Consider the following 25,605-nt stretch of genomic DNA (forward strand, 5'->3'; position numbering starts at 1 on the left):
AATGTTGATGCCGTTCTTATGGCTGATCAGCCGACCGGCTTCTGCAGCACGTCGAACTGCGGGTTGGTCTCCGAAAAGATCGGCAACGCGGCGGCGCCGAGAACGGAAGTGTCCTTGCCGGCGGCGCCGACCAGCACCCGCGGCGTCACCCGCGCGCTGGTCGAGCTGACCGAGAGATGCAGTGGCTCGAGCCGGCTGACGAGGGCCTCGATGACCGGCAGCGGCATGAAGCCGCCCAGCACCACCGTCTCCGGGTCGAGCGCCATCTCGACCACGTCGATCGCCTGTCGCAGCGGATCGACCGCTTCCTGGATCCAATCATCGAGCCGGCTGTCGCCATTTGCCAGCAGCTCTTCGAGCACTTCCGGCGATGCGTGGTCCGGATCGGGCAGATCCAGTCTCTCGTAAGCCGCGCGCAGGGAGACGTAGCGCTCGAGACAGCCGCGCTTGCCGCAGCCGCAGGGCAGGCCGTCCGGCTTGACGATGATATGACCGATCTCGCCGGCATTGTGCCGGCTGCCCTTGTAGAGATGGCCGTCGAGAAAGAGGCCGGCGCCGAGCCCGGTTCCAAGGAACAGGTAGACGAAGCTGTCGAGGTTGCGCGCCACGCCATAGAGCCGTTCGCCAATGGCGGCCGCCGTGGCATCGTTTTCGACAGTCACCGCAATGCCCGTCAGCCGTTCCAGTTCTTCCGCCATCGGAAAGTCGTGCCAGCCGGGCAGGGCGGTCGGACCGACCGAGGTCATGCCTTCGACGCCGAACGGCCCGGGCATCGCCATGCCGATCCCCAGTAGCCGCGTCCGGTCCAGGCGCGTGAGGTCGATCAGCTCGCGGGCGATCTCAGCCAGGAGCGGCATTGCTTCGGCCGGCGTCGGACGGTCGACGCTCTTCTCGACGCGCCCGCGCACCGTGCCGGAGAGGTCGGTTACGACCCCGACGGCGAGCTGATGGTCGAGTTGCAGCCCAATCGAATAGCCGCCATCTGGATTGATGGAATAGGGAACAGCCGGCTGGCCGCGGGCACCTCTCAGCGTCGCTTCCGGCCGCAGCAGCTCGGCCTTCTCCAACTCCTCGACAATGTTGGAGATGGTCTGGGACGACAACGCGGTCAATCGCGCGATCGCCGCCCGAGACAGAGCGCCGTTGGTACGGATCGCTTCGATCACGACACGCCTGTTGTGAGACTTCGCCTGTTCGAGATTGGTGCCGGAGATGGCTTTCTTGAGCGTCATGAGATAGGTACCAGTCAAGGCAAGTGTATGATACCACTTAAGAAAATCAAGTTGATTTAATTGAGAGCTTTGAGGGTTGAGGATTGTCGGTCCGGTCCTTTGAGATGGACCCGCGACCCAACATCGATCCGGCTCTACGGCACTGCGGCCAATCGCGCAGGAACGATATGGCGGCTGACGCATTTTGCTTCCCATCAACAGTTTGAGGGAAGCAATGCGCATCGCCCATGTCGCGCCGCTCTATGAATCCGTTCCTCCGAGACTTTATGGCGGCACCGAGCGCATCGTCTCGTATCTCACCGAAGCGCTGGTGGAACTCGGGCATGATGTGACGCTGTTCGCGAGCGGCGACAGCGAAACGTCGGCGCGCCTGGTGCCGGGACGCGATCAGGCCATACGCCTCGATCCAAGACCGAAGAAATCGGAGATCGCCGCGCATCTCGCCATGCTTTCGGACGTCCGTGCGCGGGCCGGCGAGTTCGACGTCATCCACTTTCACTTGAGTCATTTTCAGCATTTCTCGTTCTTCGAGCACATTGCAGAACGGACGGTGACAACACCGCATGGCAGGCTCGACTATGTCGATCTCGCGCCGGCCTATCGACGCTTCCCGCGCTTTCCGATGATCTCCATCTCGCACAGCCAGAAGCGGGGATTGCCCGAGGCCAATTGGATCGCGACGATCCATCACGGCATCCCGATCGACGCCTACCAGCCCAACTATGACGCACCAGCCGAAGAGCCGTATCTGGCCTTTCTCGGCCGTCTTTCGCGCGACAAGCGGCCGGATCGGGCGATCGAGATCGCGCGGCGTTCCGGCTTGAAGCTGAAGCTGGCGGCCAAGATCGGCGACGACGACCGCGCCTATTTCCATGATGAGATCGAAGCGCTCATTGACGGCGATCGGATCGACTATGTCGGTGAGATCGCGGAAGATGAGAAGGCGGAATTTCTCGGCAATGCCGCCGGGCTCGTCTTTCCGATCGACTGGCCGGAGCCGTTCGGTCTTGCGGCGATCGAGGCGATGGCGTGCGGCACGCCGGTGATCGCCTGGAATTGCGGGGCTCTGCCTGAGATCATCGATCAAAGCGTGACCGGCTTCGTGGTGGACTCCGCGGACGACGCAGTCGCGATGGTTCCCTCCCTTTTAAGGCTCGAACGGCGACAGGTGAGGGCGGTCTTTGAAAAGCGGTTTTCGTCGACCAGAATGGCGCGGGACTACCTCACCGCCTATATGCGGTTGAGCGGCGCCCAGGAGGCAAGAGCCTCCTGACCTTCACTGCTTCGGGCGGGAACACGAAGAGGTGATAAATGATGGAGCTCGACGAGCGAAAGCTCGATCCCGCTGTGGCCCTTGCCTCACTCGACGAAACGGCGCCACGGGAGCCGCACCGGCTGTTCGCTCTCAAGCAGGGTGATTGTTTTGCGGTCGCCGACGCCTATGGCGACATCAGGGGCGCCGGCGACGGCTTCTTCCGCGATGACACCCGTGTGCTTTCCGAATTCCGGCTGACCGTCGGCGGCAGGCAGATGTCGCTGCTCGGCGCCTCGCTCAGCCAGGACAATGTGCTGTTCACCAGCAACCTGACCAATCTGCCGATCCAGAGCGCCGCCGGGCGCGATATTCCGCAAGGCGCGATCCATATCGAACGCGTCAGGCTGCTCTGGCAGGACAGGCTGTTCGAGCGCATCACGCTGTCCAACTACAGCCGCGAGCATTCGACCATCATGGTCTCGCTGCACTTCGCCGCCGATTTCCGCGACATGTTCGAGGTGCGCGGGTCGACGCGGCCGAAGCGCGGCACGGCGCATGTCGCCAAGACCGAGAAGGAGTCCGTCATGCTCGGCTATGACGGTCTTGACGGACTGCCGCGGCTGTCGGCGATCTCCTTCTCGCAGGCGCCTGACAAATTGGGGGACAATCGTGCTGACTTCCTGATCGCGGTGACCAAGCGCAGCAAGAAGCTGCTTTATATCGAAGTCGGGCCGGAAGCTTCCGAGGCTCCCAACCGCGACCGCTTCCGCGCCGCCGCCGCGCGTGCCCGCTTCGGCATGCGCGCCAAGCGCCGGCACGGCGCCACCATCCGCAGTTCCGGCCGCGTCTTCAATGACTGGGTCGAGCGCGCCCGCGCCGACGTCGCGCTGCTCACCACCGAACTCCCGACCGGGCCTTATCCTTACGCCGGCATTCCCTGGTTCTCGACAGCCTTCGGGCGTGATGGCGTGATCTCGAGCCTGCAGATGCTCTGGCTCAATCCCGGACTGGCGCGCGGCGTGCTGGCATTCCTGGCCGAGCACCAGGCGACCGAGACGTCGCCCTTCAGCGACTCCCAACCCGGCAAGATCATGCATGAGACGCGCAAGGGCGAGATGGCGGCGCTGCGCGAGCTTCCTTTCGGCCGCTACTATGGCGGCGTCGACACCACCCCTCTCTACATCCATCTCGCCGCCGCCTATGCCGACCGCACCGGCGACATGGCCTTCATCGACAAGCTCTGGGGATCGCTCAAGGCGGCTGCCGAATGGACGGAAGAGGCCAGCCGCGCCACAGGTTTCGTCACTTATCAGCGCGCCGCCGAGTCCGGTCTCGCCAACCAGGGCTGGAAGGACAGCTTCGATTCCGTCTTCCATGCCGACGGGCGCATCCCCAAGGGGCCGATCGCGCTGGTCGAGGTGCAAGGCTATGTGTTTGCCGCCTTCCGAGGGCTTGCGGCACTCGCACGCCGCCGCGGCGAGTTTGCGGATGCCGAGCATTGGGAAAACCGCGCCGAGGAGATGCGGCTGGCCGTCGAGCGCGACTTCTGGATGGACGATCTCAACTTCTACGCTCTTGCCATCGACGGCGATGGCGAGCCCTGCAAGGTGCGGACCTCCAATGCCGGGCATCTGCTCTTTGTCGGCCTGCCGCAGCCGGAGCGCGCCAAGACCGTCGCCGAGCAATTGCTGTCGGCCTCCTTCCATTCCGGCTGGGGACTGAGGACGCTCGCCGATGACGCCATCTTCTTCAATCCGATGTCGTATCACAACGGCTCGATCTGGCCGCATGACACGGCGCTCTGCGGCGTCGGCCTGGCCCGCTATGGCGAACGCGAGAGCGTGGTGCGGCTGATGAGCGGCACGTTCGAGTCGGCCGTGCATTTCAACATGAGGCTGCCGGAACTGTTCTGCGGCTTCACCCGGGCGCCCGGCGAGGCGCCGATAGCCTATCCTGTCGCCTGTTTGCCGCAGGCGTGGTCGGCGGGCTCCGCCTTCATGCTGATGCAGGCCTGCCTCGGCCTGGAAATCGACGGCTGGAAGGGCGAATTGCGGGTCACGCGTCCGAGGCTGCCGATCGGCATCGACACGCTTACGCTCCGGCATTTGAGCGTCGGCGACAAAGCGGTGGATCTCACCTTCCAGCGGGTCGGCGACCGCGTGGTTGCTTTCCTGTCCGACCGCCATGAGGGCCAGGTGCCGCTCATCGTAAGAACCTAGAACAAGACTTCCCAAGGCACATCCGGCAATCGAAAAATGTCGGAACCGATACCCGTGCCGTGCGTTTGCCAACTTAGACCGGTCTCCCGGTAGCCGGCAAAAACGAAAACAAAGAGCGGACAGCCGGAGGCAACCTGGCACTTCAATGACACAGTATGGCGTCGACCTTTTGTGGGTCCTTATCCTTGCAAGTCTCGGACTCTCCGCTTTCGCGATCTTTCTTTCAATATCCAGGCACCATCGTCAGCATTCAAAGGCGGCGACCATACTTGCCTCGGGTGACGATGTCGCTTCGGAAGCCGCGCGCAAGGTGTTGCGCGAATTCGAGAAGAACGGCCAGTCCGTCGACGCAGCACTCGTTACCTGGTCACCGGAAACGCTGCGCAAGATCCTCGCAGAGGACTTGCCGGACGCGCAGGTGATCGTCGTCTCCAACCGCGAGCCTTATATCCACAACGAGAACAACGATGGCGGTGTGGAACTGGTGGTTCCGGCGAGCGGACTGGTCTCCGCGCTCGAGCCGATCACGCGCGCCTGTGCCGGCACCTGGATCGCCTATGGCGGCGGCAGCGCCGACCATGTCGTCGTCGACAGGCACGATCGCGTGCAGGTGCCGCCGGACGATCCTTCCTACACGCTGCGCCGGGTCTGGCTGACGGACGACCAATATCAGGGCTATTACCTCGGCTTTGCCAATGAAGGCTTGTGGCCGCTGTGCCATATCGCCTTCACCCGCCCGATCTTCCGCGCCTCCGATTGGGAAGCATATGAAGCCGTCAATCGGAAATTTGCCGACACGGTGGTGGCCGAGGCGACCAACGAACGGCCGATCGTGCTGGTCCAGGACTATCACTTCGCACTGTTGCCGCGCATGATCCGCGAGCGCCTGCCGGAGGCGATCGTCATCACCTTCTGGCACATTCCCTGGCCGAATTCGGAAGTCTTCAGCATCTGCCCGTGGCGCGAGCGTATTCTCGACGGGCTGCTGGGCAGTTCGATCATCGGCTTCCACACCCAGTTCCACGCCAACAACTTCACCGAGAGCGTCGACCGCTTCATGGAGAGCCGGATCGAACGCGCCGATGCCGCCGTGTCCTATGGCGGCCAGACGACGCTGGTGCATGCCTATCCGATCTCGATCGAATGGCCTGTCGCGCTACTGAAAAACCTGCCGTCGGTCGAGGAGTCCCGAGAGCACGTCCGCGAGCGGTTCGGCATTCCGGCCGATGCCAAGCTCTGCGTCGGGGTCGAGCGTCTCGACTATACCAAGGGCATCCTCGACCGCTTCCATGCGCTGGAAGAGCTGTTCATCCGACACCCGGAAACGATCGGCAAGGTGGTGTTCCTGCAGATCGCGGCGCCCAGCCGCGGCACACTGCCGGCCTACAAGCAGTTGTATGAGGAATGCCTGCGCCTCGCCGATGAACTCAACGAGCGCTATGGCAACGAGACCTACCGCCCCGTCGTCATGGTGGCCGAGCATCATTCCCAAAAGGGTGTCTACGAAATCTACCGCGCGGCCGATATCTGCCTGGTGACCAGCCTGCATGACGGCATGAATCTGGTGGCCAAGGAGTTCGTCTCGGCGCGCGACGACGAGCAGGGCGTTCTTCTGCTCAGCACCTTCGCCGGTGCGTCGCGCGAGCTGCTGGAGGCGCTCATCGTCAACCCTTACGACGCGGCGACGATGAGCGAGACTATGCTGCAGGCGCTGACCATGGGGCCGGACGAACAGCGCGAGCGCATGCGGCGCATGCGCGAGATCGTGCGCGACAACAATGTCTATCGCTGGGCCGGCAGCATGCTGCTCGACGCGGCACGACTGCGAAAGCGCAGCGAGCTCGACCGGGTCACGGCCTTGTCCGACCGGTTGGCGAACCCCAACGACGACAATGTCGTCTCCATCTTCGAACGCAGACAGGCAGCCGGTTACCGATGAATATTCAAACAGACCTGACGCCGGCCCTTCCCGAAGGCCGGTGGGCGCTCTTCCTTGATATCGACGGGACCTTGCTGGAGCACGCCGCGCATCCGGATAGTGTGTCCGTCAGCGCAGAGCTTCGTCTGCTTCTGCAAACGATCGAGCGCCAGCTGGACGGTGCGCTCGCCTTCATCACCGGCCGCTCGATTGCGGCCGTCGACCACCTTTTCAAGCCCTTGAAACTGCGCATCGCCGGCCTCTACGGGCTGGAGCACAGGCTGACGCCGGACGGGCAGATCGAGGCCGCCGACGAGCCGGCGGACATGGCCGCACTTGCCGACGAGATCGAACTGGAACTGGCGAGCAAGGCCGTCTATGTCGAGCGCAAGGGCCCGGTGCTTGCTATCCATACAAGGGCGGCGCCGCATCTCCTGGCTCGCGCGACGGAACTGGTCGAGACGGCGCTTGCCCGATTGCCGCAAGGATATCGCGTCATTGCCGGCAATGCCGGCGTCGAGCTGATGCCGCTCGAAGCGGCCAAGGGCGCGGCAATCCGGCGCTTCATGCAACTCGATCCCTTCACCGGCCGGCGCCCGGTTTTCCTCGGCGACGACACATCGGATGAAAACGGCTTCGACACGGTCAATGCCGCCGGCGGGGTGTCGATCCGGGTGAAGCCGCAGGGCGAGACGGCGGCACGCTTCGTTCTTGAGGACGTCACAGGTGCGATCGCTTGGCTCGAGGCCAATTTCGGCGATCCGGCCAAACAGGCAGGCCGCAGCGGTCTGGTTGCATAGCGCTGCTAAGCGGGAAACAGGAAGGCACTGCCCGGATCGAAAAACACCTGCCGCCGGCCGGGCGATGCATCATGCGTTGTCGCGGCCGATGATGTCGGCCTGATGTCGATTTCCTGTCCGGCGTCCGTGCGCGCGACGATGCGTCGACGCTCGCCGTAGAAGGCGACATCGACGATCTCGACGGAAAGCTCGGCGTTGTTCACATCGCGTTCGAGACGAAACGCCTCCGGCCTGATCATCAGTCTGGTTTTCTGACCCCGCTCGAAGCTGCCATTTGCGTTGATGCCGGAGACAAGCGAGCCGTCGCCGAGGCGGATGGTGGAGGCCCCGCCTACGGTTTCCAGATGCTCGGCGGCGAGAAAATTCGAATTGCCGATGAAGCCGGCGACGAAATCGGTGGCCGGCCTGAGATAGAGGTCTTCGCCCGTGCCGATCTGCTCGATGCGGCCCTCCTTGAACAGCGCGATGCGGTCCGACAGATGCAACGCTTCTTCCTGGTCGTGGGTGACGTAAAGGATGGTGACGCCGGTCTCGCGGTGGATGCGGCGGATTTCGGCCTGGATCTCCTCGCGCAGTTTCTTGTCGAGCGCCGAGAGCGGCTCGTCCATCAGCAGGATCGGCGGATCGTAAGCCAGCGCGCGGGCGAGCGCGACGCGCTGCTGCTGGCCGCCCGAGAGCGCGGCCGGCAGCCGCTGGGCGAAGCTTTCGAGACGCACCAGGGCGAGCATGTCGGCCACCTTGCGCTTGACCTCGACGTCAGGCCGACGGCGAACGCGGAGCGGGAAGGCGACGTTCTCGGCGACGCTCAGATGCGGGAAAAGGGTGTAGCGCTGAAACACCATGCCGATATTACGCTTGTGCGAGGGCACTGAAAGCAGCGACTTCCCTTGCAGCAGCACGTCGCCCGCGGTCGGATCCTGGAAGCCGGCGATGGCATAGAGCGTCGTCGACTTGCCCGACCCCGACGGTCCGAGAAAGGTCAGGAATTGGCCCTTCGGAATGTCCAGCGTCACGTCATGAACGGCCGTGAAGGCACCGAATGCCTTGCGCAATTTGCGGATCGAGAGGAAGGGCTGGGTCATGTCTGCAGCTTCCGGCGCAAGAGTGCCGTCGCGACCATCAGGGCGAGCGTCAGAGCGACCAGCAGGCTGGAGGCGGCGGCGATGACGGGTGTGAGGTCGGACCTCAGGCTGCCCCAGATCTTGACCGGCAAGGTCTGCAAGGTGGGGCTGGCCATGAAGATCGCCACGACCACTTCGTCCCAGGAGGCGAGGAAGGAAAAGATCGCAGCGGAGAAGATGCCGATGCGAATCGACGGCAGAGTGATCCTAAGCTTGGCCTGCATAGGGCTCGCACCGCAGACGATGGCCGCGTCCTCTATCGACTTGTCGAAACCTTCAAGCGCCGTCGCGATCGGGATGATGGCGAAGGGAAGCGCAAGCACGGTGTGGGCGATGACGAATCCGACCGTGGTTCCGCCGAGCCCCAGACGCAGGAAGAAAGCGTAGATGGCGATGGCGAAGACGACGACCGGCAGCACCATCGGCGTCAGCAGCAGACCGCGCAGGATCTCGCGCCCACCGAAATTGCCGCGAACCAGCGCGAAAGAAGCGAGCATCCCGATGCCCACCGCGAGCACCGCCGTCATCGCCGCGATACGGGCGCTGGTGAGCGCCGCCTCGATCCAAGACGGATCGGCGAACAGCTCCTGATACCATTTCAGCGTCCAGCCGGGCGGCGGAAAGGCCAGCCACCGCGACGAGCCGAAGGAAAGCAGCACGATGAAGATCACGGGCAGCAGCAGGAAGGCCGCGACCAGCATGGTGAAGGCGAGCAGTGCAGGTTTCAGCCAGCCGAGGCGGTCATAGTCGAGCAGCATTTCAGACGCCTCCCGCCGTGCGCTTGGCGCCAACGAGGCGCAATTGCAGCGCATAGAGCGCCATGGTGACGATGAGCAGGATGAAAGCGGCGGCGCTGCCCAGCCCCCAGTTGAGCAGAGACTGGATCATCTGCGCGATCATTTCGGCGAGCATCATATTCGAGGTGCCGCCGAGCAGCGCCGGCGTGACGAAGTAGCCGAGCGACATGACGAACACCATCAGGCCGCCGGCGGCGATGCCGGGAAGCGAGAGCGGCAGCAGGATGCGCCGGAAGGCGGCGAGCGGGCTCGCGCCGCAAAGCGCGGCCGCGCGCAGCGTCATCGGGTCGATCGCCCGCAAGCTGCCGACCAGCGGCAGGATCATGAAGGGCAGCATGATGTAGACCATGCCGATGGTGACGCCAGTGAGATTGTTGATGAGCGGCAGCGGCTGGTCGATGATGCCCACGGCCATCAGCGCCCGGTTGATGACGCCGGTGCGCTGCAGCAGCACCATCCAGGCATAGGTTCGCGTCAACAGGTTGGTCCACATCGACAGGATGATGATGCCGAACAGGATCGAGGCGAGCGCCGGCGGCATGATCGCCAGCATCCAGGCGACCGGAAACGCGACGAGCACCGTGACGATCGTGACGACCAAGGCGACCAGGAAGGTGTTGAAGAACACCCGTGCGTAAGTGCCGTCGCCCAGCAGCGCCGCATAATTCTGCAGGCCGGGCGCGGGATCGGTGACGCTGCGCAGCAGCAGCGCCAGAACTGGGACGACGAAGAACAGGCCGATCAGGGCCAGCGCCGGCACCAGGCCGCCGAGGCCCGCCGGTACTCGCGTGATCGCGATGCCTTGCCGTGCTTCCACCGACATGTCGGTATTCCCAAGTTGTGGGCGCTATCCCGAGTTGGGGATCGGGACGGCGCCGTCCCGATCCTTGTCAGAAATGCGCGGACGTCACTTCGCCTGCCATGCGTACCAGCGCGTGGCGATCTCGTCGCGATGCTCGGCCCAGTAGTTCATGTCGAGGTTGATCTGGCCGTCGACATGGGCGTCGGGCAGACCCTTGACCACGTCGGCGGGCATCTCGGCCTTGGCCTTGGTGTTGATCGGCGCGTAGCCGCTCGCCTCGGCGAATTTCGCCTGGCCGGTCGGGCTGGCCGCTGCGGCGAGGAACTTCATGGCAGCGTCCTTGTTCTTGGCGCCCTTCGGCACCACGAGAACGTCCGCGGCGGTCAGGTTCTGGTTCCAAGAGACGCCGACATCGGCGCCCTCCTTCTCCAGCGCGAAGACGCGACCGTTCCAGAGCTGGCCGAAGGCGGCTTCGCCGGAGGCGATCAATTGCTGCGATTCGGCGCCACCGCCCCACCAGACGATGTCCGACTTGATGGTATCGAGCTTCTTGAAGGCGCGCTCAAGGTCAAGCGGATAGAGCTTGTCGGCCGGCACGCCGTCGGCGAGCAGCGCGATCTCGATCACGCCCGGCGCCGACCATTTGTAGAAGGTGCGCTTGCCGGGGAACTTCTTGGTGTCGAACATGTCGGCCCAGCTTGCCGGCTCACCGGAAACGGCGCCCTTGTTCCAGGCCAAAACGAAGGAATAGTAGAAGCTGCCGACGGCATGCTCGTTGCTGAAGCGGGGGTCGAGGTCGGCCTTGGGCACGACGGCGAAGTCGATCGGCTCGAGCAGGCCGTCCTTGGCCGCCTTGATGGCGAAGTCCATCTCGACGTCGACGACGTCCCAGGTCACGTTCTTGGCGTCGACCATGGCCTTCAGCTTGCCGTAGTCGGTCGGACCGTCCTGCAGAACCTTGATGCCGGACGAGGCCGCGAAGGGTTCTGCCCAGGACTTCGTCTGGGCTTCCTGGGTCGTTCCGCCCCAGCTGGTGAACACCATTTCGTCGGCCTTTGCGGCCGTGGTCGCCATCAGCCCGGCAAGGATGCCGGCGAAAATCAGCTTCATGTCATTCTCCTCTGATTGGTCTGTTCCGTTTGTTGTTCTTCAGTGCACCGTCGCCTTGGCGCCTCAGCGCATGACGAAGGGATCGGGGATCGGATCGTCGGAGGTGCGGATCCACACCGACTTCGAGCGCGTGTAATCGCGGATGGCATCGAGGCCGCCTTCGCGGCCAAGCCCTGAAAGGCCGTAGCCGCCGAACGGGACCAGGGGCGACACGGCGCGGTAGGTGTTGACCCAGACCACGCCGGCATGGATGCCGCGCGCCACGCGATGCGCCTTGGCGAGATTGCTGGTGAAGACGCCGGAAGCGAGCCCGAAGGGCGTGTCGTTGGCGAGCGCCAGCGCTTGCGCCTCGGTGTCGAAGGCGAGCACGCTGAGCACCGGGCCGAACAACTCCTCGCGCACGCAGGCGAGTGCCTGATCCGGCGCCTCGACGATCGTTGGCGCGTAGTAGAAGCCAACAGAGTTGCCCTCGGGCCGGCCGCCGCCGGTGACCAGCCGGCCGCCACCGGCCACGCTTTGCGCGACGATCGCTTCGATACGTTCGCGTTGGCGCGAGGTGGCGAGCGGCCCCATCTCGGTGGCGGGATCCTGCGGGTCGCCGATGGCGATGGCTTCGGCCTTCTGTTTCAGTCGCGCAAGGAAGTCGTCCTTTGCCGAGCGCTCGACAAGAAGCCGCGAGCCGGCGACGCAGCTCTGCCCCGTTGCCGCGAAGATGCCGGCCACGACAGCGTTGGCGGCACTGTCGAGATCGGCGTCGGCGAAGACGACGACCGGGCTCTTGCCGCCGAGCTCGAGCGTCGTGTAGGCGAGGTTCTCGGCCGTGTTGGCGACAATGCGCCTGGCAGTCGCGGGGCCGCCGGTGAAGGCGACGCGGGCGACCAGCGGATGGCTGGTCAGGCGATGCCCGCAATCATGCCCGAAGCCGGTCAGGATGTTGACGCTTCCGGCCGGAAATCCAGCTTCGTGCACGAGCTCGGCGAAGGCGAGGAGGGGCGCCGGGCCATCCTCGGAAGCCTTGAGGACGACGGTGCAGCCGGCAGCCAGCGCCGGGCCGAGCTTGACCGCAGACAGGAAGAGCTGTGAGTTCCAGGGCACGATCGCCGCGACAACGCCTATCGGCTCGGGCCGCACGGTGACCTCCATGTCGGCCTTGTCGATCGGGATGAAGGCGCCTTCGTGCTTGTCGGCCAGCCCGCCATAGTAGCGGTAGTAGTCGCCGACATAGGCGATCTGCGCGCGCGTCTCGTGGATGATCTTGCCGGTGTCGCGTGTCTCCAACTCGGCCAGCCGGCCGGCATTGGCGGCGACGAGATCGCCGAGCCTGACCAAAAGCTTGCCGCGCGCGGTCGCCGTCATCGCCGCCCAGGGACCGGAGCGCAACGCCCGGTGCGCGGCCTCCACAGCGCGGTCGACATCGGCAATGGTCGCGGCCGGCATCGTCGCCCAGGGCATGCCCGTTGAGGGATCGATGCTGTCGAAGGTGGAGGACGCTTCGGCGAACTGGCCGTCTATGTAGTTCCTGAAGGCGGTGCTGCTCATGGCGACCTCGCTTCAGCCGTCCGGAAGGCCGGCATCACCCTGTCGATGAAGAGCTGCAGCGATTTCTTCTTGCGCTGATGCGAGAGGCCGCTGTCGATCCAGATCGAATACTGGTCGTAGCCCTGCGCCTCATAGGTCTTGAGCCTGGCGATCACCTCGACGGCTTCGCCGATGACCAGGTTCTGGTGCATCTTGTCCGGGGCATATTGCGGCATGGCCGCAGTCTCATCGGCAGTGAGCGGCGCCAATATGCCTTGATGCACCGGCTTCTTGTTCTGGAACCAGGCGCCGAACTGGCAATAGAAGGTCGACAGGTCGTGGCTAAGCCGGTCGGCATCGGCCGCATCCTCGGCGACGAAAGTGTGCATCAAGAGCATGATCTCCGGCCGTGCGATCTGCGGATGGGCGGCGCAGGCAGTGTTGAAGCGATCCATGAGGCTCGCCACCTCGCCGTCGCCGGAGGCAAGCGGCGTGACCTGCACATTGCATTGGTTGGCGACGGCAAAGTCATGCGAATTCGGGTCCCGGGCGGCGACCCAGATCGGCGGGTAGGGCTTTTGCAAGGGCTTGGGGGAGGATGTGGTTGGCGGGAACTGCCAGAACTCGCCGGAATGCTCGTAGTCGCCGTCCCAGAGGCCGCGGATCGCCGGTATCATTTCGCGCATGCGCTGACCGGCGCCCCAGGCGTCCAGCCCCGGGAAGACGCGCTGGTATTCATAGCTGTAGGCGCCGCGCGCGATGCCCAGATCCAGCCTGCCACCGGCGATGACGTCGGTCATCGCCGCCTCGCCGGCAAGTTTGATCGGGTGCCAGAAGGGCGCGATGATGGTTCCGGTGCCGAGGCGGATGGTTTTCGCTTTCGCGGCGAGATAGGCGATGTTGATGAACGGATTGGGCGAGATGGTGAACTCCATCCCGTGATGCTCGCCGATCCAGGCTGTTTCGAAGCCCGCCTGTTCTGCGAGCAGGACGAGTTCTTCCAGTTCCGTCAGCAGCTCGGAATGCGGCTTGGCGAGGTCCGAGCGCTCCATATGGACAAAAAGCGAAAACTTCATCGGTCTCACCCGTGGCTGGTATGGATTGTCGCTGACAGCGCTGGCTTGGCGAGCGGCCGGACCTCGCCTTCGACCTCGTTGCCGATATAGACGCCGAACTGATCCTCGGTGCGTTCGCGCGCATAGCGGGCGAGCATCGAGCGGACAGCCGGGTCGGCGATCTTCAAATCGGCAAGCCGCTCGATATCGACAAGGCGGAGTTGGCCGTCATCGGGGAGCGGAGCCTGTACCGTGCCGCGATAATAGACATGCGTGCGGGCGGCGTCCTTGGCATCGTCCCATACAGCGAAGAGAAAGCCGAGTTCGGCATCGATGGCCTTGGCGGCGAGCCGTCCCTTGAGGCTGCGAGCGTCGCTGGCGGTGCCAAGGCCAAGTCCGGACGGCAGTTGATAAGAACCGTCGGCGGTTTCGAAGAACAGCACGCGGCCTTCGCTTTCCAGGATGGCGCCGACCTCGGTTCCGGGCGGTGCGGCGGCAAGGGCCTCCTGGCTGAGCCCCGGCGCGACATAGGCGCCCCGGCAATAGCCGAGAGGCTGGGCGCCACTATGGGTGAAAGCCTGGACGCGGCCGATGAGGATCGAATGGTCGCCGGCGTCGACCAACTTTTCCATGCCGCAGTCGAACACCGCGACCGACCCATCGATCAGAGGATTTCCGGTTTGTCCGGGCTGCCAAACCACGGAGGCGAATTTGTCCGCGGCCTTTGAGGCGAAGATGCCGGACGCAGACTTCTGGGCCTCCGACAGGATGTTGACGGCAAAGCCCCTGGAAGTCGAGAAGGCCTGGTGCCCGAGAGCCTTCTTGGCGATGCAGACAAGCACGAGCGGCGGTTCGAGCGAGACCGAGGTGAAGGAGTTGGCAGTGAAGCCGCGCGGGTCGCCAGCCTCGTCGATGGTTGTCACGATGGTGACGCCGGTCAGGAAGGAGCCGAGCGCACGCCGGAACTCGACGACGTCGAATACGGGGCCGACGTCAACGCTTGTCGAAACGTCCGCCACTTGGTCAAGAAATGCAGTGATGTGCTGAGTCACTTTTGCCGGCGAAGCGATTGTCATCATGTGTTTTTCGCCATTGAGCACAAGGCATTGCCCCGCCGGCGCGAGCCGCGCCATCGCGGCAGACATTGCGGGGGTCGAGTTGCGGTCTTCGGACCCGGTCATGAAAAGAGCCGGCGCGGCAAGAGCGGCCAGGTGATCGGCATGCGCCGTGTCGGCGCATGCAAAGAGCCGATAAGTTCGTGCATAGCCTTCCGCATCGACGCTTTCGAGCGCTGCGCGGGCCGTCGCGGCCGCGTCTTCCAGAGCGGGCGGGACAGGATTGCCGAACCAGCGGGCGATCGTCGCGGCTATGGCTGACGGATCGCCGGGGCCGCCGAGCGCGGCCGCTCGATCTCGCACCGCCTGTGCGAGTTCGGGCGGTCGGCGGAACACGGCATTGAGGCAGACGAGTGAACTGACGCGCGAGGGGGAACGAAGGGCGATCTCCTGCGCGACCAGCGCGCCCATGGAGTGGCCGATGACCGCGACGCGCTTGAGGCCGAGACGATCGAGCAGCCGGATAGCCTGCTCGGCGAAGTCGGACAGACCGGCATTTTCCGGGGGCAGGGGGGAGACGCCATGGCCGAGCATGTCGATGGCGATGAGGTCGAACCGGTCCTGCATCGAGGCGATCTGCGGCTGCCAGATCGAAGCATCCATGCCGACGCCGTGGATGAGAAGGACAGGCGCGCCGGAACCGGCCCGGATAAAGCCGGTGCCATCGGGAGCCGTGCTCCGGATCATCGCGGCGTCAGCCATGCAGATCCCCGAGTTCCTTCAGGTCCTGGTAGCGGTCGCCGATGCGGTGGTGCGGGCGTCCGCCGATGGACGCGCCGAGCGCAACCACCAGCTCGTCGGGGGCGGGGGCGTCGCCGATCTGGAAATGCACCGTGAGATAGTGGGAGCGGCGGCCCTCGTCGTTCTTGTCCATCAGCGGGATCATGATCGGCGTGTTCGGGCCGCCGCGCAGATTGGTGAAGGCGAGATAGGTCTTGGCCCCGACGGCGCGCCGATAGTGATTGCCGAAATGCAGCGTGTGGATCAGCGCCGACGCATGCTCGACTTCGCCCGACGTGCCGCAGATGGCAGCCTTGCCATAGCCTTCGATCGCTTCGCCCGAGCCCGCGACGGCGATGATTTCATGCGTCAGCGTTTCACCGAGCACGGGGGCAAAGGCGCGGACCTCCGGCGATAGATCCTCGGTGAAACCGCGACCCGCCCAGGGATTGGTGAGAACAGCGGCGACGCCGATCAGGCGCAGCGGCTGCGGCGCTGCCTTGCCGCCCTCGATCAGCGTGTTCTCGACATACGTCACGATCTTGCGGATGGCCGGCTTCACTGAAGTTCCTCCGATAATCACCGCGTCGCGGGTCGCATCGATTTTGACATCATCTTATGGTATACCATACTACGGAACGTCGCGTACCTTGTCAACGGGCCATGGAATCTGTTCTGTTGAGCGACGTAAGAGGCCGAAGAGAATGACTGAGGACACGCTGCGGATCGATCGCTCGGCAAAGACGCTGAGAACACTGGCGCTGGAGCGCATGCGCGAGGCGATCATGGACTTCCACTTCCAGCCCGGCGAAAGGCTGGTCGAGCGGCCGCTTTGCGACCAGCTTGGGGTCAGCCGTTCGGTGGTGCGCGAAGTGTTGCGGCAGCTCGAAGCCGAGGGCCTGGTGCAAATGGTCCCGGGCCATGGCCCTGCCGTGGCCAAGCCAGATCTCGGCCGCACCGACGAGATCTACGAATTGCGCGCCTTGCTCGAAGGGCTGGCCGCGAAGGCGTGCGCGGCGGCGGCGACGCGCGAGCAGATCGCCTTGCTCGATGCGGCGCTGGAAAAGCTGGTCGAGGCCTGGGCATCGGGTGCGCCGGTCGAGGTGATGCGCGCGACGGCAAGATTCTATGAGGTTTTGTTCGAAGCCGCCGACAAACCCATGGCCTGGGAAATCGTCAACGGGCTCAACATGCGCATCAATCAGTTGCGCTCCATGACCATCGCATCCCCCAATCGCCGCGAGCCGGCCATTGCCGAGATGAACGCGATCATGGACGCGATCCGCGCACGCAAGCCGGAGGAGGCCGAAGCGGCGGCACGGCGGCATGTCGAAACCGCCTGGCGAATCGCCCGCAATGCGCTTCGGCGAGGCGCCGTGTAGGCTACACGCTATCTTGCATTTCGAAGTCACCGCCGCTCGGGCGGCTGCGGCGGTTCAGCTTCGATACGATTGCCGATCCGGAAAACCGCTGCGCAATTTCCGAGAAGTGCTCTTCATCAATTCCTGTCGACCGGCTTGGAGCGCATTCGCGAAACGGTCTCGCGCTCGGCGCGCTTGGAGCGCATCGGCGGCAGCCCGCGGTCAAGGAGGTCCATATCCTCCAGCACCATGTCGCCCATGCGCTTGAAGGCAATATCGAGCGCGCCGGCGCGGTGCGCCGAGCGCAGGAAGCCGGGCAGGGTGCGCACCGGATGTTTCTTGGCCAGGGGCTCCTCTGGAAAAACGTCGCTGGCGGCAACGATATGGCCACTCTTCACCGCTGCCATCAGTGCCGGAAAATCGACGACGCCGGCGCGGCTGAGCAGGATGAAGGCTGCCCCTTTCCGCATCTTCGCGAAGGCGTCGGCTCCAAGGAAGCCCTGGTTCTCGCTGGTCACGGAGGCGACGACGAAGACGAAATCGCTTTCCGAGAGAACCTTGTCGAGCTTGGCCGGCTCGACGCCATGCTCGACGAGCACCGATGGCGGCAGCCATGGATCGTAGACCCTGGTTCGTGTGCGAAAACCGGAGAGCAGCCGATTGAGCGCCCGGCCGAGGTCGCCGAAGCCGATGATGCCCACCTCGGCGCCGGAGAGCAGCCGGGCGGTCTGGTTGCCGTCGCCGCCCCACAGTTCCTTGCCCTGCCGGAAGGCGAGATCGGCATCGACGATGCCGCGCGCCAGGTTGAGCGCCATGGCAAGACCGAGCTCCGCCACCGGCTCGGCGAAGACAAGGCCGGTGGTCACGACGTGGATGCCGCGGGCAAACAGCGTCTCATAAGGCATGTTGTTGACGAGATTGGTCTCGACGTTGAAGATGCAGCGCAGCGCCTGCAACTTCTCCAGAGTCTCCGGCGCGATGGGTGGCTGACCGACGATATAGCGTGCCTCGGCCAGTATATCCGTCGGCAACTCGGACAGGCCTTCTGGCGTTGTTTCGACGATGCGATATTTCCTGCGGAAAAGCGCGAGCTGCGGGGGTGTGAAGATGAGGTCGAGTGTGCGCGGTTCGGGCGCGCTGATCACCAGCGGCAAGGCCTTGTCGGGCATGGTTCATCCTCCCGGCGCGATTGGATCATCTTATCGGTGTTTTACTCCTGATGAAACGATTTACAATACCAAAAAATCGATTTATCGATTAGATTAGGCAAAGGTTGGAGTGGCCGCCCGCCGCGGGAGGAGATCAAATGTCGCAACAGGAGGCCCAGCAGCGGCGGCCGTCGATCCACGACGTGGCCAGCCATGCCGGCGTGTCCGCGGCCACCGTCTCCAAGGTCCTGGCCGGCGTCACCACGGTGAAGCCGGAAAACGCGCAACGCGTTTTCGATGCCGTCGAACTGCTCGGCTACCGAGTCGATCCGCTCGCCTCCGACATGCGGCGGGCCAAGCGCCGCATCATCGGCGCCATCATGCCCGAGTTCGAGAGCGAATTCTTCGGCCAGATGGTCACTCAATTGGAAAGCCTGGCGGAGCAGCGCGGCTACACGCTGGTCGCCGCCTCCAGCCGCGAATCGGAAGCGCGCGAGAAGGAGATTCTGGCCCGCATGCACGACTGGCGTGTCGCCGGCGTCGTGCTGGCGCCGGTGCGCAACGAGCATGGACCGGCGGCCGACTTCATGAAGGCGAACGGCATGACCGGCGTGCTCATCGACCGCGTGCTTGCCGACGATGCCTTCGATACCGTCTCGGCCGACAGCGCAGCGGCAAGCGCGGAGGTGGCGCGCGCGCTTGTCGGCAAAGGGCACCGCCACATCCTGGTCGTCGGTCTTGGCCAGCAGGCGGCGACGGTGCGCGCTCGTCTTGAAGGATTTCGCAGCACGGCGCTGCAACTGGCGCCGGACATTCGTATCGACGTGGTGGTTTCCGAAAGCGAGGTCGAGCCGCTGCGGGCGCTGCTGCGCGACTATTTCACAAAGGGCGTCGACAAGGGCGAGCGGCCGACCGCGGTCTATTCGCTGTTCCTCAAGGGCACGCTGGTGGCGCTCTCCGAATTTCGGCGGCGCGGCTGGCACTGCCCGGACGACATTTCGCTGGTCGGCTTCGACGACGCCGAATGGATGCAGGTGACATGGCCGGCAATTGCAGCCGTGGTGCAGCCGGTGCACGAGATCGCCAGCAATGCGATGGAGGTTCTGTTTCGCAGGATCGAAGGGCAGGGCGGCCCACCAAGGGCGCGGCTCGAACCCTGCAAGGTGTTGATGCGGGAATCCGTTGGCTCGCCAGGCAGCGGCCCGCATTCGGGGGAGGTGACCGACAATAGCCCCATTGTCGACAACTGAGTGGCGCCGCACCTGGCTCTGGCTTGCGGCGCGTGACATCAACAGGGAGGAAAACATGACAGCATTCATGCCTAAGATAAATCGATTTACGCTTGCCTTTGGCGTCGCTTTGGCAATGTCGGCCATCGGTGCTGCGAAGGCCGAGGACGGCGAATATGGCGTGCTGATGAAGACGCTCGCCAATCCGTTCTGGGGCGCTATGGCCCAGGGCGTGGCCGACGGCGCCAAGGAAGCCGGCGTGAAATACTTCCAGCAGGCGGCCGAAAGCGACCAGGCGGCCGAGCCGCAGCTCAACCTCTGCAACACCATGCTGGAACGCAAGCCGGTGGCGATGATCACGGCTGCCATCAACTCGACCAACCTCCTGCCTTGCCTGAAGTCGGCGCAGGACGCCGGCATCAAGATCGTCGACCTCGACAACAATCTCGACCAGGCGGTCCTCGACAAGGAAGGCGTCAAGGTCACCTTCCATATCGGTTCCGACAATGTGGCTGCGGGCGCGCAAGGGGCCGAATACCTCGTCTCCAAGCTCGGCAAGGATGCCAAGGGTCCGGTGCTGGTGATCGAAGGCCTGTCGGGCAACATCACCGGCGAGAAGCGCGCCAAGGGCTTTGCCGACAAGCTCAAGGAGCTGGCGCCCGGGTTGCAGATCGTCGCTTCGCTGCCGGGTGATTGGGATCGCAACAAGTCGGCCTCGATCGCCACCGACACGCTGACGGCGCATCCCGATCTCGTTGCCATTTTCTGCGCCAATGACACCATGGCGCTGGGCGCCGTGGAGTCGATCTATGCTGGTGGCAAGGGTGAGCAAGTGACGATCATCGGCGTCGACGGCAATGTCGATGCGGTGAAGTCGATCAAGGAAGGCCGCCTCAACGCCTCCGTTGCGCAGCTTCCCTATCTGGTCGGCAAGCAGGCGGTCGAGAACGTCAAGAAGGCACTGGCCGGCGAGAAGGTCGAGGAGAGCGTCGCCGTGCCAACCCTGGTGCTGACCAAGGACCTGATCGACGCCGGCAAGGAGCCGATGCTGCAGTATGTGAAGTGAGGAAGAGAGGGAGTAAGGGAGTAAGGGAGTAAGGGAGTAAGGGAATAGGGGAGTAGGTGGGGCGATAGTTTGCGCTTCTCCGATTGGGTCCCGAGCTACCGCATTTCCCTACTCCCCTACTGACCTACTCCCCTATTCCCCTACCCGAAGGGTGAAACACATGTCTTCCGAAACGGCGCAGCCCGGTTTCTGGGCTCGGGTGCAGCGCACATCCGTCGAACGGCTCCACATCAGGCTGGAGTCGCTGCTGGTGCTGCTGGGGTTGAGCGCGGCGATGGCTTTGCTGTCGCCTTTCTTCCTGTCGCTCAGCAATTTCCTCAACATCCTTTTGGCGACCTCGACGATTGGGGTTCTGGCAATCGCCGCCACCTTCGTCATCGGCTCGGGCGGGCTCGATCTATCGCTCGGCTCGGTGATGGGGCTCGCCGGCGTGATGGGAGCCTTCGTCGTCGTCAATCTCGGCTGGCCGTCAGTCTTCTTGGTGATTGTCTGCATCCTTGCAGGCGGCATCGCCGGCTACATCAACGGACAACTCGTCACCCGCGCCTTTGTGCCGGCCTTCATCGTCACGCTCGGAATGCTCGGCCTGGCGCGCGGGTTGGCGCTCGTCATCTCGCAGGGCAGGGCGATCTATGGCTTGCCGCCCGAGATCGTCTATATCGGGCAAGGGAGGCCCTTTGGCATTCCGATGCCGGTGATCATCTTCGTGCTCACCGCGATCGTCGCGCACGCGGTGCTCGCCTATACGCGCTTCGGCCGGCACACGCTGGCGCTTGGCGACAGCGAGGGTGCGGCGCGCGCTGCCGGCATCCGGGTCGAACATCACCGCCGCATCATCTACACGCTGTCCGGCGCGCTCGCCGGTCTTGCCGGCCTGCTCTTCACCGCCCGGGTCAACGCCGGCGACCCGACCGCCGGCATCAACTATGAGCTTACCGCGATCACCGCCGCGATCATCGGCGGCACCAACCTGTTCGGCGGCCGCGCCTCGATCCTCGGCACGATGATCGGCGCGCTGATCATGGGGGTGCTGCAGAACGGGCTGACGCTGCTTGCGGTGCAGTCCTATTACCAACAGATGGCGATCGGCGCGGTGCTGATCCTCGCCGTCTTCATCGACCAGTATCAGGTCAGGAAGGAGTCGCGCGTATGACCCTTCTCTCGCTCCACGGCATTCGGAAGAGCTTCGGCGCGGTCGATGTGCTGCACGGCGTCGACCTGGCGGTCGCGGCCGGCGAAGTGGTCGGGCTGGTCGGCGACAATGGCGCCGGCAAATCGACGCTGATGAAGACCATCACCGGCATCTACCGCGCCGACACCGGATCGATCGAGTTCGACGGCAAGGACATCCTTGCGCTCGATCCCGGTCAGCGGCGGCGACTTGGCATCGAGATGATCTATCAGGATCTTTCGCTCGCCAAACAACAGGACGTCGCCTCCAACATCTTTCTCGGCCGCGAGCCGACGAAGCGGCTGTTCGGCCTTTTCCCCGGCTTCGTCGACAAGGCCTCGATGGATCGCGAGGCAGCGCGGATGGTCGCGCGGCTGGGGGCGCATCTGCCCTCGATCAACCGCTCGGTCGGTTCGTTCTCGGGCGGCCAGCAGCAGACGGTGGCGATCGCCCGTGCTCTCACTTTCAATCCGAAGCTCGTCATCATGGACGAGCCGACGGCGGCGCTTGCCGTGCGCGAAGTGCAGAGCGTGCTCGACCTGATCCGCCGACTGAAGTCGGAAGGCATCGCTGTGATCCTGATCTCGCACCGGCTGAACGACGTGCTGTCGGTCACGGACCGCATCGTCGTGCTCCGCCACGGCCGCGCGGACGCTGACTTGGTCACCGCCAAGACGAATATGAATGAAGTCGTCAGCCGCATCGTCGGCGGCGGCGACACGGCCGCCGCGGCGGCGCATGAACAACGAGGCTGAGCTTATGAACACCTTTGGACTGCACACTTTCGCCATCGCACCGGTCTGGGACCTTGCCCGCATCGAGCCGCAGATGGACAGGCTGAAGGAGCTCGGCATCGGCCTGATGGAAATCCCGCTGCTCAGACCCGAGGAGATCGACACCAAGCGCACCCGCGGCTTCGCCAGTCACTACGGCGTCCAGCTCATTCCGTCGCTCGGGCTACCGCGCGCGCTCGACGTGGTCGAGCGCCCGGAAGAGGCGCTCGATTTCCTGCAACCGGCCTTCAAGGTGTGCAACGAGGTCGGCAGCGAGGCGCTGGGCGGCGTCACCTATGGCACGATCGGCAAGACCACTGGCCGGGCGCCGACGCAAAGAGAGATCGACGGCATGTGCCGCTTCCTCGAACGTGCCGCGAAGTCGGCGAAGTCGCGCAGCCTGAAGCTCGGTGTCGAACCCTGCAATCGCTACGAGACGCATCTCATGAACCGCGGCATCGATGCGGCGCGCATCATCGAGCGCATCGGCGCCGACAACATCTTCATCCATCTCGACACTTACCACATGCATATCGAGGAAGAGAGCTTTGCCGCGGGCTTCGAGGCGGCAGCACCCTTCCTCGGCTATGTTCATGTGTCGGAGGCCAATCGCGGCGTGCCGGGGCGCGGCATGCTGAACTGGGCGGCCTGCATGAAGGCGATCGCCGACATCGGCTATCAAGGGCCGATCACGCTCGAAAGCATGAACCATGTCGATGTCGATATCGCCGGTGGGCTCGCCGTCTGGCGGCCGGTGGCGGAAGATCCGCGCGACGTCATCGAGGTCGGCTTGCCCTTCCTGCGCGAGGAAGCGAGGAAGGCTGGGCTGACTTTGGGCTAAGCAGCCGAACTCCTGGTAAACGGCGGCGCGATCAATTCCGGACGGTTTGGATTTACCGATGCAACAAGCTCGTGCAATGTGAGCTTGGAGGATCGAACTCGTGCCATTCGTCAGCATCGGCGGCGTCACGCTGCACCACCGCTATGTCGAAGCGGCGGCTAGCGCGCGGCCAATCATCTTCATCAACTCGCTCGGCACCGACTTCCGCATCTGGGACGAGATCGTCGCACGGCTTGCCGGCGAAATGCCGTTGCTGCTCTACGACAAGCGCGGCCATGGGCTGTCGGATCTGGGCGAGGGCGTGCGTTCGATCGACGACCACGTCGACGATCTCAGCGCCCTGATCGACCACTTCAGCTTCGACAAGGTCGTGCTCTGTGGCCTGTCGGTCGGCGGCATGGTGGCGCAGCGGTTCTATGCGCGACGGCCGGGATGCGTCGAGGCGCTGATCCTCAGCGATACAGCGCACAAGATCGGAACAGACGAAAGCTGGAACAGCCGCATCGCAACCATCGAGCGCGACGGCATCGAGGCGATCGCCGACGGTGTCATGAAAGTGTGGTTCACGCCGGAGTTTCATGCGGGGCGCAGCGCCGAACTTGCCGGCTGCCGCAACATGCTGACCAGGCAGGCCTTGGCTGGCTATGTCGGCACCTGCATCGCGGTCCGCGATACCGACTTCACCGACAGCGCGCGCCGCATCGCGGTGCCGACGCTCTGCATCGTCGGCGACCAGGATGGTTCCACTCCGCCCGACCTTGTCCGCTCATTGGCCGGTCTGATCCCGGGCGCGCGCTTCGAGGTGATCCGTGATGCCGGGCACATTACCTGCATAGAGCAGCCCGACGCGCTCGCCACCTTGGTCCGCGGCTTCGTCGCCTCGCTCGGCAAGGAAAGGCGGGCCCATGAATGATGTCTCGAAGAGGGCCGCCCGGTACGAGGCCGGGCTCGAGGTGCGCCGGTCCGTGCTCGGCGATGCGCACGTAAACTGTGCCGAGGACACGCCAGGGTCACGATCGAGCGCTCGCGCTTCGACAGGCCGGGCCGTGCCCACACCGTCCCACAGGCGGACTCGGTGATCAGTTGCTGGAACGGCCGGTCGAAATCGGTCGCGCTGCCGCCATCGCGCATCGCCTGCCCACCCTGATCGCCGAGCGCCAGGGCGATACCTATATCTTCGATGTTCATCTGCAAGGCGAGAAGGAGACGGTCTTCTTCGACAGCTGACCGTAGGCCAAATGACCGTATCGCCCTTCGATCATCCGCTGCTTTCCGGCCTGCTCGGCGACGAAGAGGCGGCGCGGCATTTTTCCGTAGAAGCCGACATTGCGGCGATGCTCGCCTTCGAGCGGGCGCTGGCCGAAGCCGAGGCTGAATGCGGCGTGATCCCGAATGATGCGGAGGCGGCGATCCTCCAGGCACTGGCTGCGTTCCGGCCGGACACGGCGAAGCTGCGCGCCGGGGTCGTTCATGACGGTATCGTGGTGCCGGAACTGGTGCGCCAGGTCAGGGCGGCCGTCGGTGAGCCATACGCGCAATTTGTCCACTTCGGCGCGACCAGCCAGGACGTCGTCGACACTTCCCTGGTGCTGCGCCTGACCTCGGCGGTCGAGCATATCGGCCTGCTGCTCAGCGAAAATATCGTGCGGCTTACCAATCTCGAAGAGGAGTTCGGGAGTAGGGCGCTGATGGCGGTGACGCGCATGCAGCCGGCAATTCCGATCACCGTGGCAGACCGAATAAGCTGCTGGCGGGCGCCGCTCGAGCGACACCAGCAACGCTTCCAGGAACAGGCGGGCCGGCTGCTCGTGGTGCAGTTCGGCGGCGCGGCCGGCACGCTCGACAAACTTGGCAACAAAGCGCCCGCCGTCCGCGCGGCCCTCGCTGCCAGGCTCGGGCTGGCCGACGGGCCGCAATGGCATAGCCAGCGCGATGCGCTCGCCGAGTTCGCCGCCTGGATGTCGCTGGTTACCGGCAGCCTGGGCAAGTTCGGCCAGGACATCGCGCTGATGGCGCTGACCGGCGCCGACATCGAACTGTCCGGCGGCGGCGGCTCGTCGGCCATGCCGCAAAGGCACAACCCGGTGAAGGCCGAAGCGCTGGTCGCGATCGCGCGTTTCAATGCCACGCAACTTGCCGGAACGCACCAAGCGCTCGTGCATGAGCAGGAGCGCTCAGGCTCCGCCTGGACGCTGGAATGGCTCATCCTGCCGCAGATGGTGGTGGCGACGGCTGCCGCGCTCAGGCTCGCGGCCGAGCTTGCCGCGCAAATCGAAAGTCTCGGACACTAACGCATGTCGGCCAAGGGTGCGCGGCACGTCGCCTTTCATCAGCTACGACAAGGACAACGTCAA

General features: G+C 64.4%; 22 protein-coding genes and 2 pseudogenes. 13 read left to right on the forward strand and 11 right to left on the reverse strand.

The window, feature by feature from the left end; genetic code table 11:
* Window positions 1–26 precede the first annotated feature (26 nt).
* The gene (locus EJ074_RS25515) at window positions 27–1,232 is read right to left on the reverse strand and encodes an ROK family transcriptional regulator (RefSeq protein ID WP_095808616.1); all 1,206 of its coding nucleotides are present in this window, start codon (window positions 1,230–1,232) and stop codon (window positions 27–29) included.
* A gap of 214 nt (window positions 1,233–1,446) precedes the next feature.
* Here EJ074_RS25515 and EJ074_RS25520 point away from each other — a divergent pair, with 214 nt between their 5' ends.
* The 4 genes from EJ074_RS25520 to otsB all read left to right on the forward strand — a co-directional run bounded on the left by EJ074_RS25520 (window position 1,447) and on the right by otsB (window position 7,424).
* On the forward strand, window positions 1,447–2,505 hold the full coding sequence (locus tag EJ074_RS25520; protein WP_095808617.1) for a glycosyltransferase family 4 protein: 1,059 nt from the start codon (window positions 1,447–1,449) through the stop codon (window positions 2,503–2,505).
* Between the two features lie 38 nt (window positions 2,506–2,543).
* Complete coding sequence (locus tag EJ074_RS25525) at window positions 2,544–4,706, forward strand: amylo-alpha-1,6-glucosidase (RefSeq protein ID WP_095808618.1); 2,163 nt, start codon at window positions 2,544–2,546, stop codon at window positions 4,704–4,706.
* A gap of 145 nt (window positions 4,707–4,851) precedes the next feature.
* The gene (locus EJ074_RS25530) at window positions 4,852–6,645 is read left to right on the forward strand and encodes a trehalose-6-phosphate synthase (RefSeq protein ID WP_095808619.1); all 1,794 of its coding nucleotides are present in this window, start codon (window positions 4,852–4,854) and stop codon (window positions 6,643–6,645) included.
* A complete protein-coding gene (gene otsB, locus EJ074_RS25535; protein WP_095808620.1) occupies window positions 6,642–7,424 on the forward strand; it encodes a trehalose-phosphatase in 783 nt (260 codons plus the stop codon). Before EJ074_RS25530 ends, otsB begins: the two co-directional genes overlap by 4 nt.
* Before the next feature lie 5 nt (window positions 7,425–7,429).
* Here otsB and EJ074_RS25540 read toward each other — a convergent pair whose 3' ends face one another.
* From EJ074_RS25540 to EJ074_RS25575, 8 genes are all read right to left on the reverse strand, one after another.
* The gene (locus EJ074_RS25540; protein WP_095808621.1) at window positions 7,430–8,506 is read right to left on the reverse strand and encodes an ABC transporter ATP-binding protein; all 1,077 of its coding nucleotides are present in this window, start codon (window positions 8,504–8,506) and stop codon (window positions 7,430–7,432) included.
* The gene (locus EJ074_RS25545; protein ID WP_095808622.1) at window positions 8,503–9,303 is read right to left on the reverse strand and encodes an ABC transporter permease; all 801 of its coding nucleotides are present in this window, start codon (window positions 9,301–9,303) and stop codon (window positions 8,503–8,505) included. The genes EJ074_RS25540 and EJ074_RS25545 overlap by 4 nt, the downstream gene beginning before the upstream one ends.
* Window position 9,304: 1 nt before the next feature.
* The gene (locus EJ074_RS25550; protein WP_095808623.1) at window positions 9,305–10,165 is read right to left on the reverse strand and encodes an ABC transporter permease; all 861 of its coding nucleotides are present in this window, start codon (window positions 10,163–10,165) and stop codon (window positions 9,305–9,307) included.
* Between the two features lie 84 nt (window positions 10,166–10,249).
* A complete protein-coding gene (locus tag EJ074_RS25555; RefSeq protein ID WP_095808624.1) occupies window positions 10,250–11,254 on the reverse strand; it encodes an ABC transporter substrate-binding protein in 1,005 nt (334 codons plus the stop codon).
* Between the two features lie 63 nt (window positions 11,255–11,317).
* Window positions 11,318–12,793, reverse strand: coding sequence for an aldehyde dehydrogenase (locus tag EJ074_RS25560; RefSeq protein WP_095808625.1), 1,476 nt, complete (start codon window positions 12,791–12,793; stop codon window positions 11,318–11,320).
* Window positions 12,790–13,848 carry an LLM class flavin-dependent oxidoreductase gene (locus tag EJ074_RS25565; RefSeq protein WP_095808626.1) on the reverse strand — a complete coding sequence of 353 codons (1,059 nt, stop codon included), beginning with the start codon at window positions 13,846–13,848 and terminating at the stop codon, window positions 12,790–12,792. Before EJ074_RS25565 ends, EJ074_RS25560 begins: the two co-directional genes overlap by 4 nt.
* Before the next feature lie 5 nt (window positions 13,849–13,853).
* Complete coding sequence (locus EJ074_RS25570; protein WP_095808627.1) at window positions 13,854–15,644, reverse strand: alpha/beta fold hydrolase; 1,791 nt, start codon at window positions 15,642–15,644, stop codon at window positions 13,854–13,856.
* A complete protein-coding gene (locus EJ074_RS25575; protein ID WP_095808628.1) occupies window positions 15,637–16,224 on the reverse strand; it encodes an amino acid synthesis family protein in 588 nt (195 codons plus the stop codon). The genes EJ074_RS25570 and EJ074_RS25575 overlap by 8 nt, the downstream gene beginning before the upstream one ends.
* Window positions 16,225–16,366: 142 nt before the next feature.
* Here EJ074_RS25575 and EJ074_RS25580 point away from each other — a divergent pair, with 142 nt between their 5' ends.
* Window positions 16,367–17,044 (forward strand): GntR family transcriptional regulator, encoded by a 678-nt coding sequence (locus EJ074_RS25580; RefSeq protein ID WP_095808629.1) that lies wholly within the window; start codon window positions 16,367–16,369, stop codon window positions 17,042–17,044.
* A 116-nt stretch (window positions 17,045–17,160) separates the two neighbouring features.
* Here EJ074_RS25580 and EJ074_RS25585 read toward each other — a convergent pair whose 3' ends face one another.
* On the reverse strand, window positions 17,161–18,192 hold the full coding sequence (locus tag EJ074_RS25585; protein WP_095808630.1) for a hydroxyacid dehydrogenase: 1,032 nt from the start codon (window positions 18,190–18,192) through the stop codon (window positions 17,161–17,163).
* Window positions 18,193–18,329: 137 nt separating this feature from the next.
* Between EJ074_RS25585 and EJ074_RS25590 the strand changes: the two genes are divergently transcribed.
* The 6 genes from EJ074_RS25590 to pcaD all read left to right on the forward strand — a co-directional run bounded on the left by EJ074_RS25590 (window position 18,330) and on the right by pcaD (window position 24,164).
* A complete protein-coding gene (locus EJ074_RS25590) occupies window positions 18,330–19,421 on the forward strand; it encodes a LacI family DNA-binding transcriptional regulator (protein WP_095808631.1) in 1,092 nt (363 codons plus the stop codon).
* Between the two features lie 55 nt (window positions 19,422–19,476).
* The gene (locus EJ074_RS25595) at window positions 19,477–20,466 is read left to right on the forward strand and encodes a substrate-binding domain-containing protein (RefSeq protein ID WP_245420593.1); all 990 of its coding nucleotides are present in this window, start codon (window positions 19,477–19,479) and stop codon (window positions 20,464–20,466) included.
* A gap of 160 nt (window positions 20,467–20,626) precedes the next feature.
* Window positions 20,627–21,619: an ABC transporter permease gene (locus tag EJ074_RS25600; RefSeq protein WP_095808633.1), complete on the forward strand. Its 993-nt coding sequence runs from the start codon at window positions 20,627–20,629 to the stop codon at window positions 21,617–21,619.
* Window positions 21,616–22,392 carry an ATP-binding cassette domain-containing protein gene (locus tag EJ074_RS25605; RefSeq protein WP_095808634.1) on the forward strand — a complete coding sequence of 259 codons (777 nt, stop codon included), beginning with the start codon at window positions 21,616–21,618 and terminating at the stop codon, window positions 22,390–22,392. Before EJ074_RS25600 ends, EJ074_RS25605 begins: the two co-directional genes overlap by 4 nt.
* 4 nt (window positions 22,393–22,396) lie before the next feature.
* Entirely contained in the window at window positions 22,397–23,251 is an 855-nt protein-coding gene (locus tag EJ074_RS25610; RefSeq protein ID WP_095808674.1) for a sugar phosphate isomerase/epimerase family protein, read from the forward strand.
* Window positions 23,252–23,351: 100 nt separating this feature from the next.
* The gene (pcaD, locus tag EJ074_RS25615) at window positions 23,352–24,164 is read left to right on the forward strand and encodes a 3-oxoadipate enol-lactonase (RefSeq protein ID WP_095808635.1); all 813 of its coding nucleotides are present in this window, start codon (window positions 23,352–23,354) and stop codon (window positions 24,162–24,164) included.
* An 89-nt stretch (window positions 24,165–24,253) separates the two neighbouring features.
* Here pcaD and EJ074_RS30475 read toward each other — a convergent pair.
* Window positions 24,254–24,382 (reverse strand): annotated as a pseudogene (locus tag EJ074_RS30475) (4-carboxymuconolactone decarboxylase); the annotation flags it as partial.
* On the opposite strand from EJ074_RS30475, the pseudogene EJ074_RS25630 reads away from it, so the two are divergent.
* A pseudogene (locus tag EJ074_RS25630) lies at window positions 24,368–24,478 on the forward strand (protocatechuate 3,4-dioxygenase subunit alpha); the annotation flags it as partial. The pseudogenes EJ074_RS30475 and EJ074_RS25630 overlap by 15 nt on opposite strands.
* 11 nt (window positions 24,479–24,489) lie before the next feature.
* Entirely contained in the window at window positions 24,490–25,542 is a 1,053-nt protein-coding gene (locus EJ074_RS25635) for a 3-carboxy-cis,cis-muconate cycloisomerase (RefSeq protein WP_095808636.1), read from the forward strand.
* The last annotated feature ends 63 nt before the right edge of the window (window positions 25,543–25,605 follow it).

Origin of the sequence: Mesorhizobium sp. M3A.F.Ca.ET.080.04.2.1 (assembly GCF_003952525.1) — a bacterium.
Lineage (GTDB): Bacteria > Pseudomonadota > Alphaproteobacteria > Rhizobiales > Rhizobiaceae > Mesorhizobium.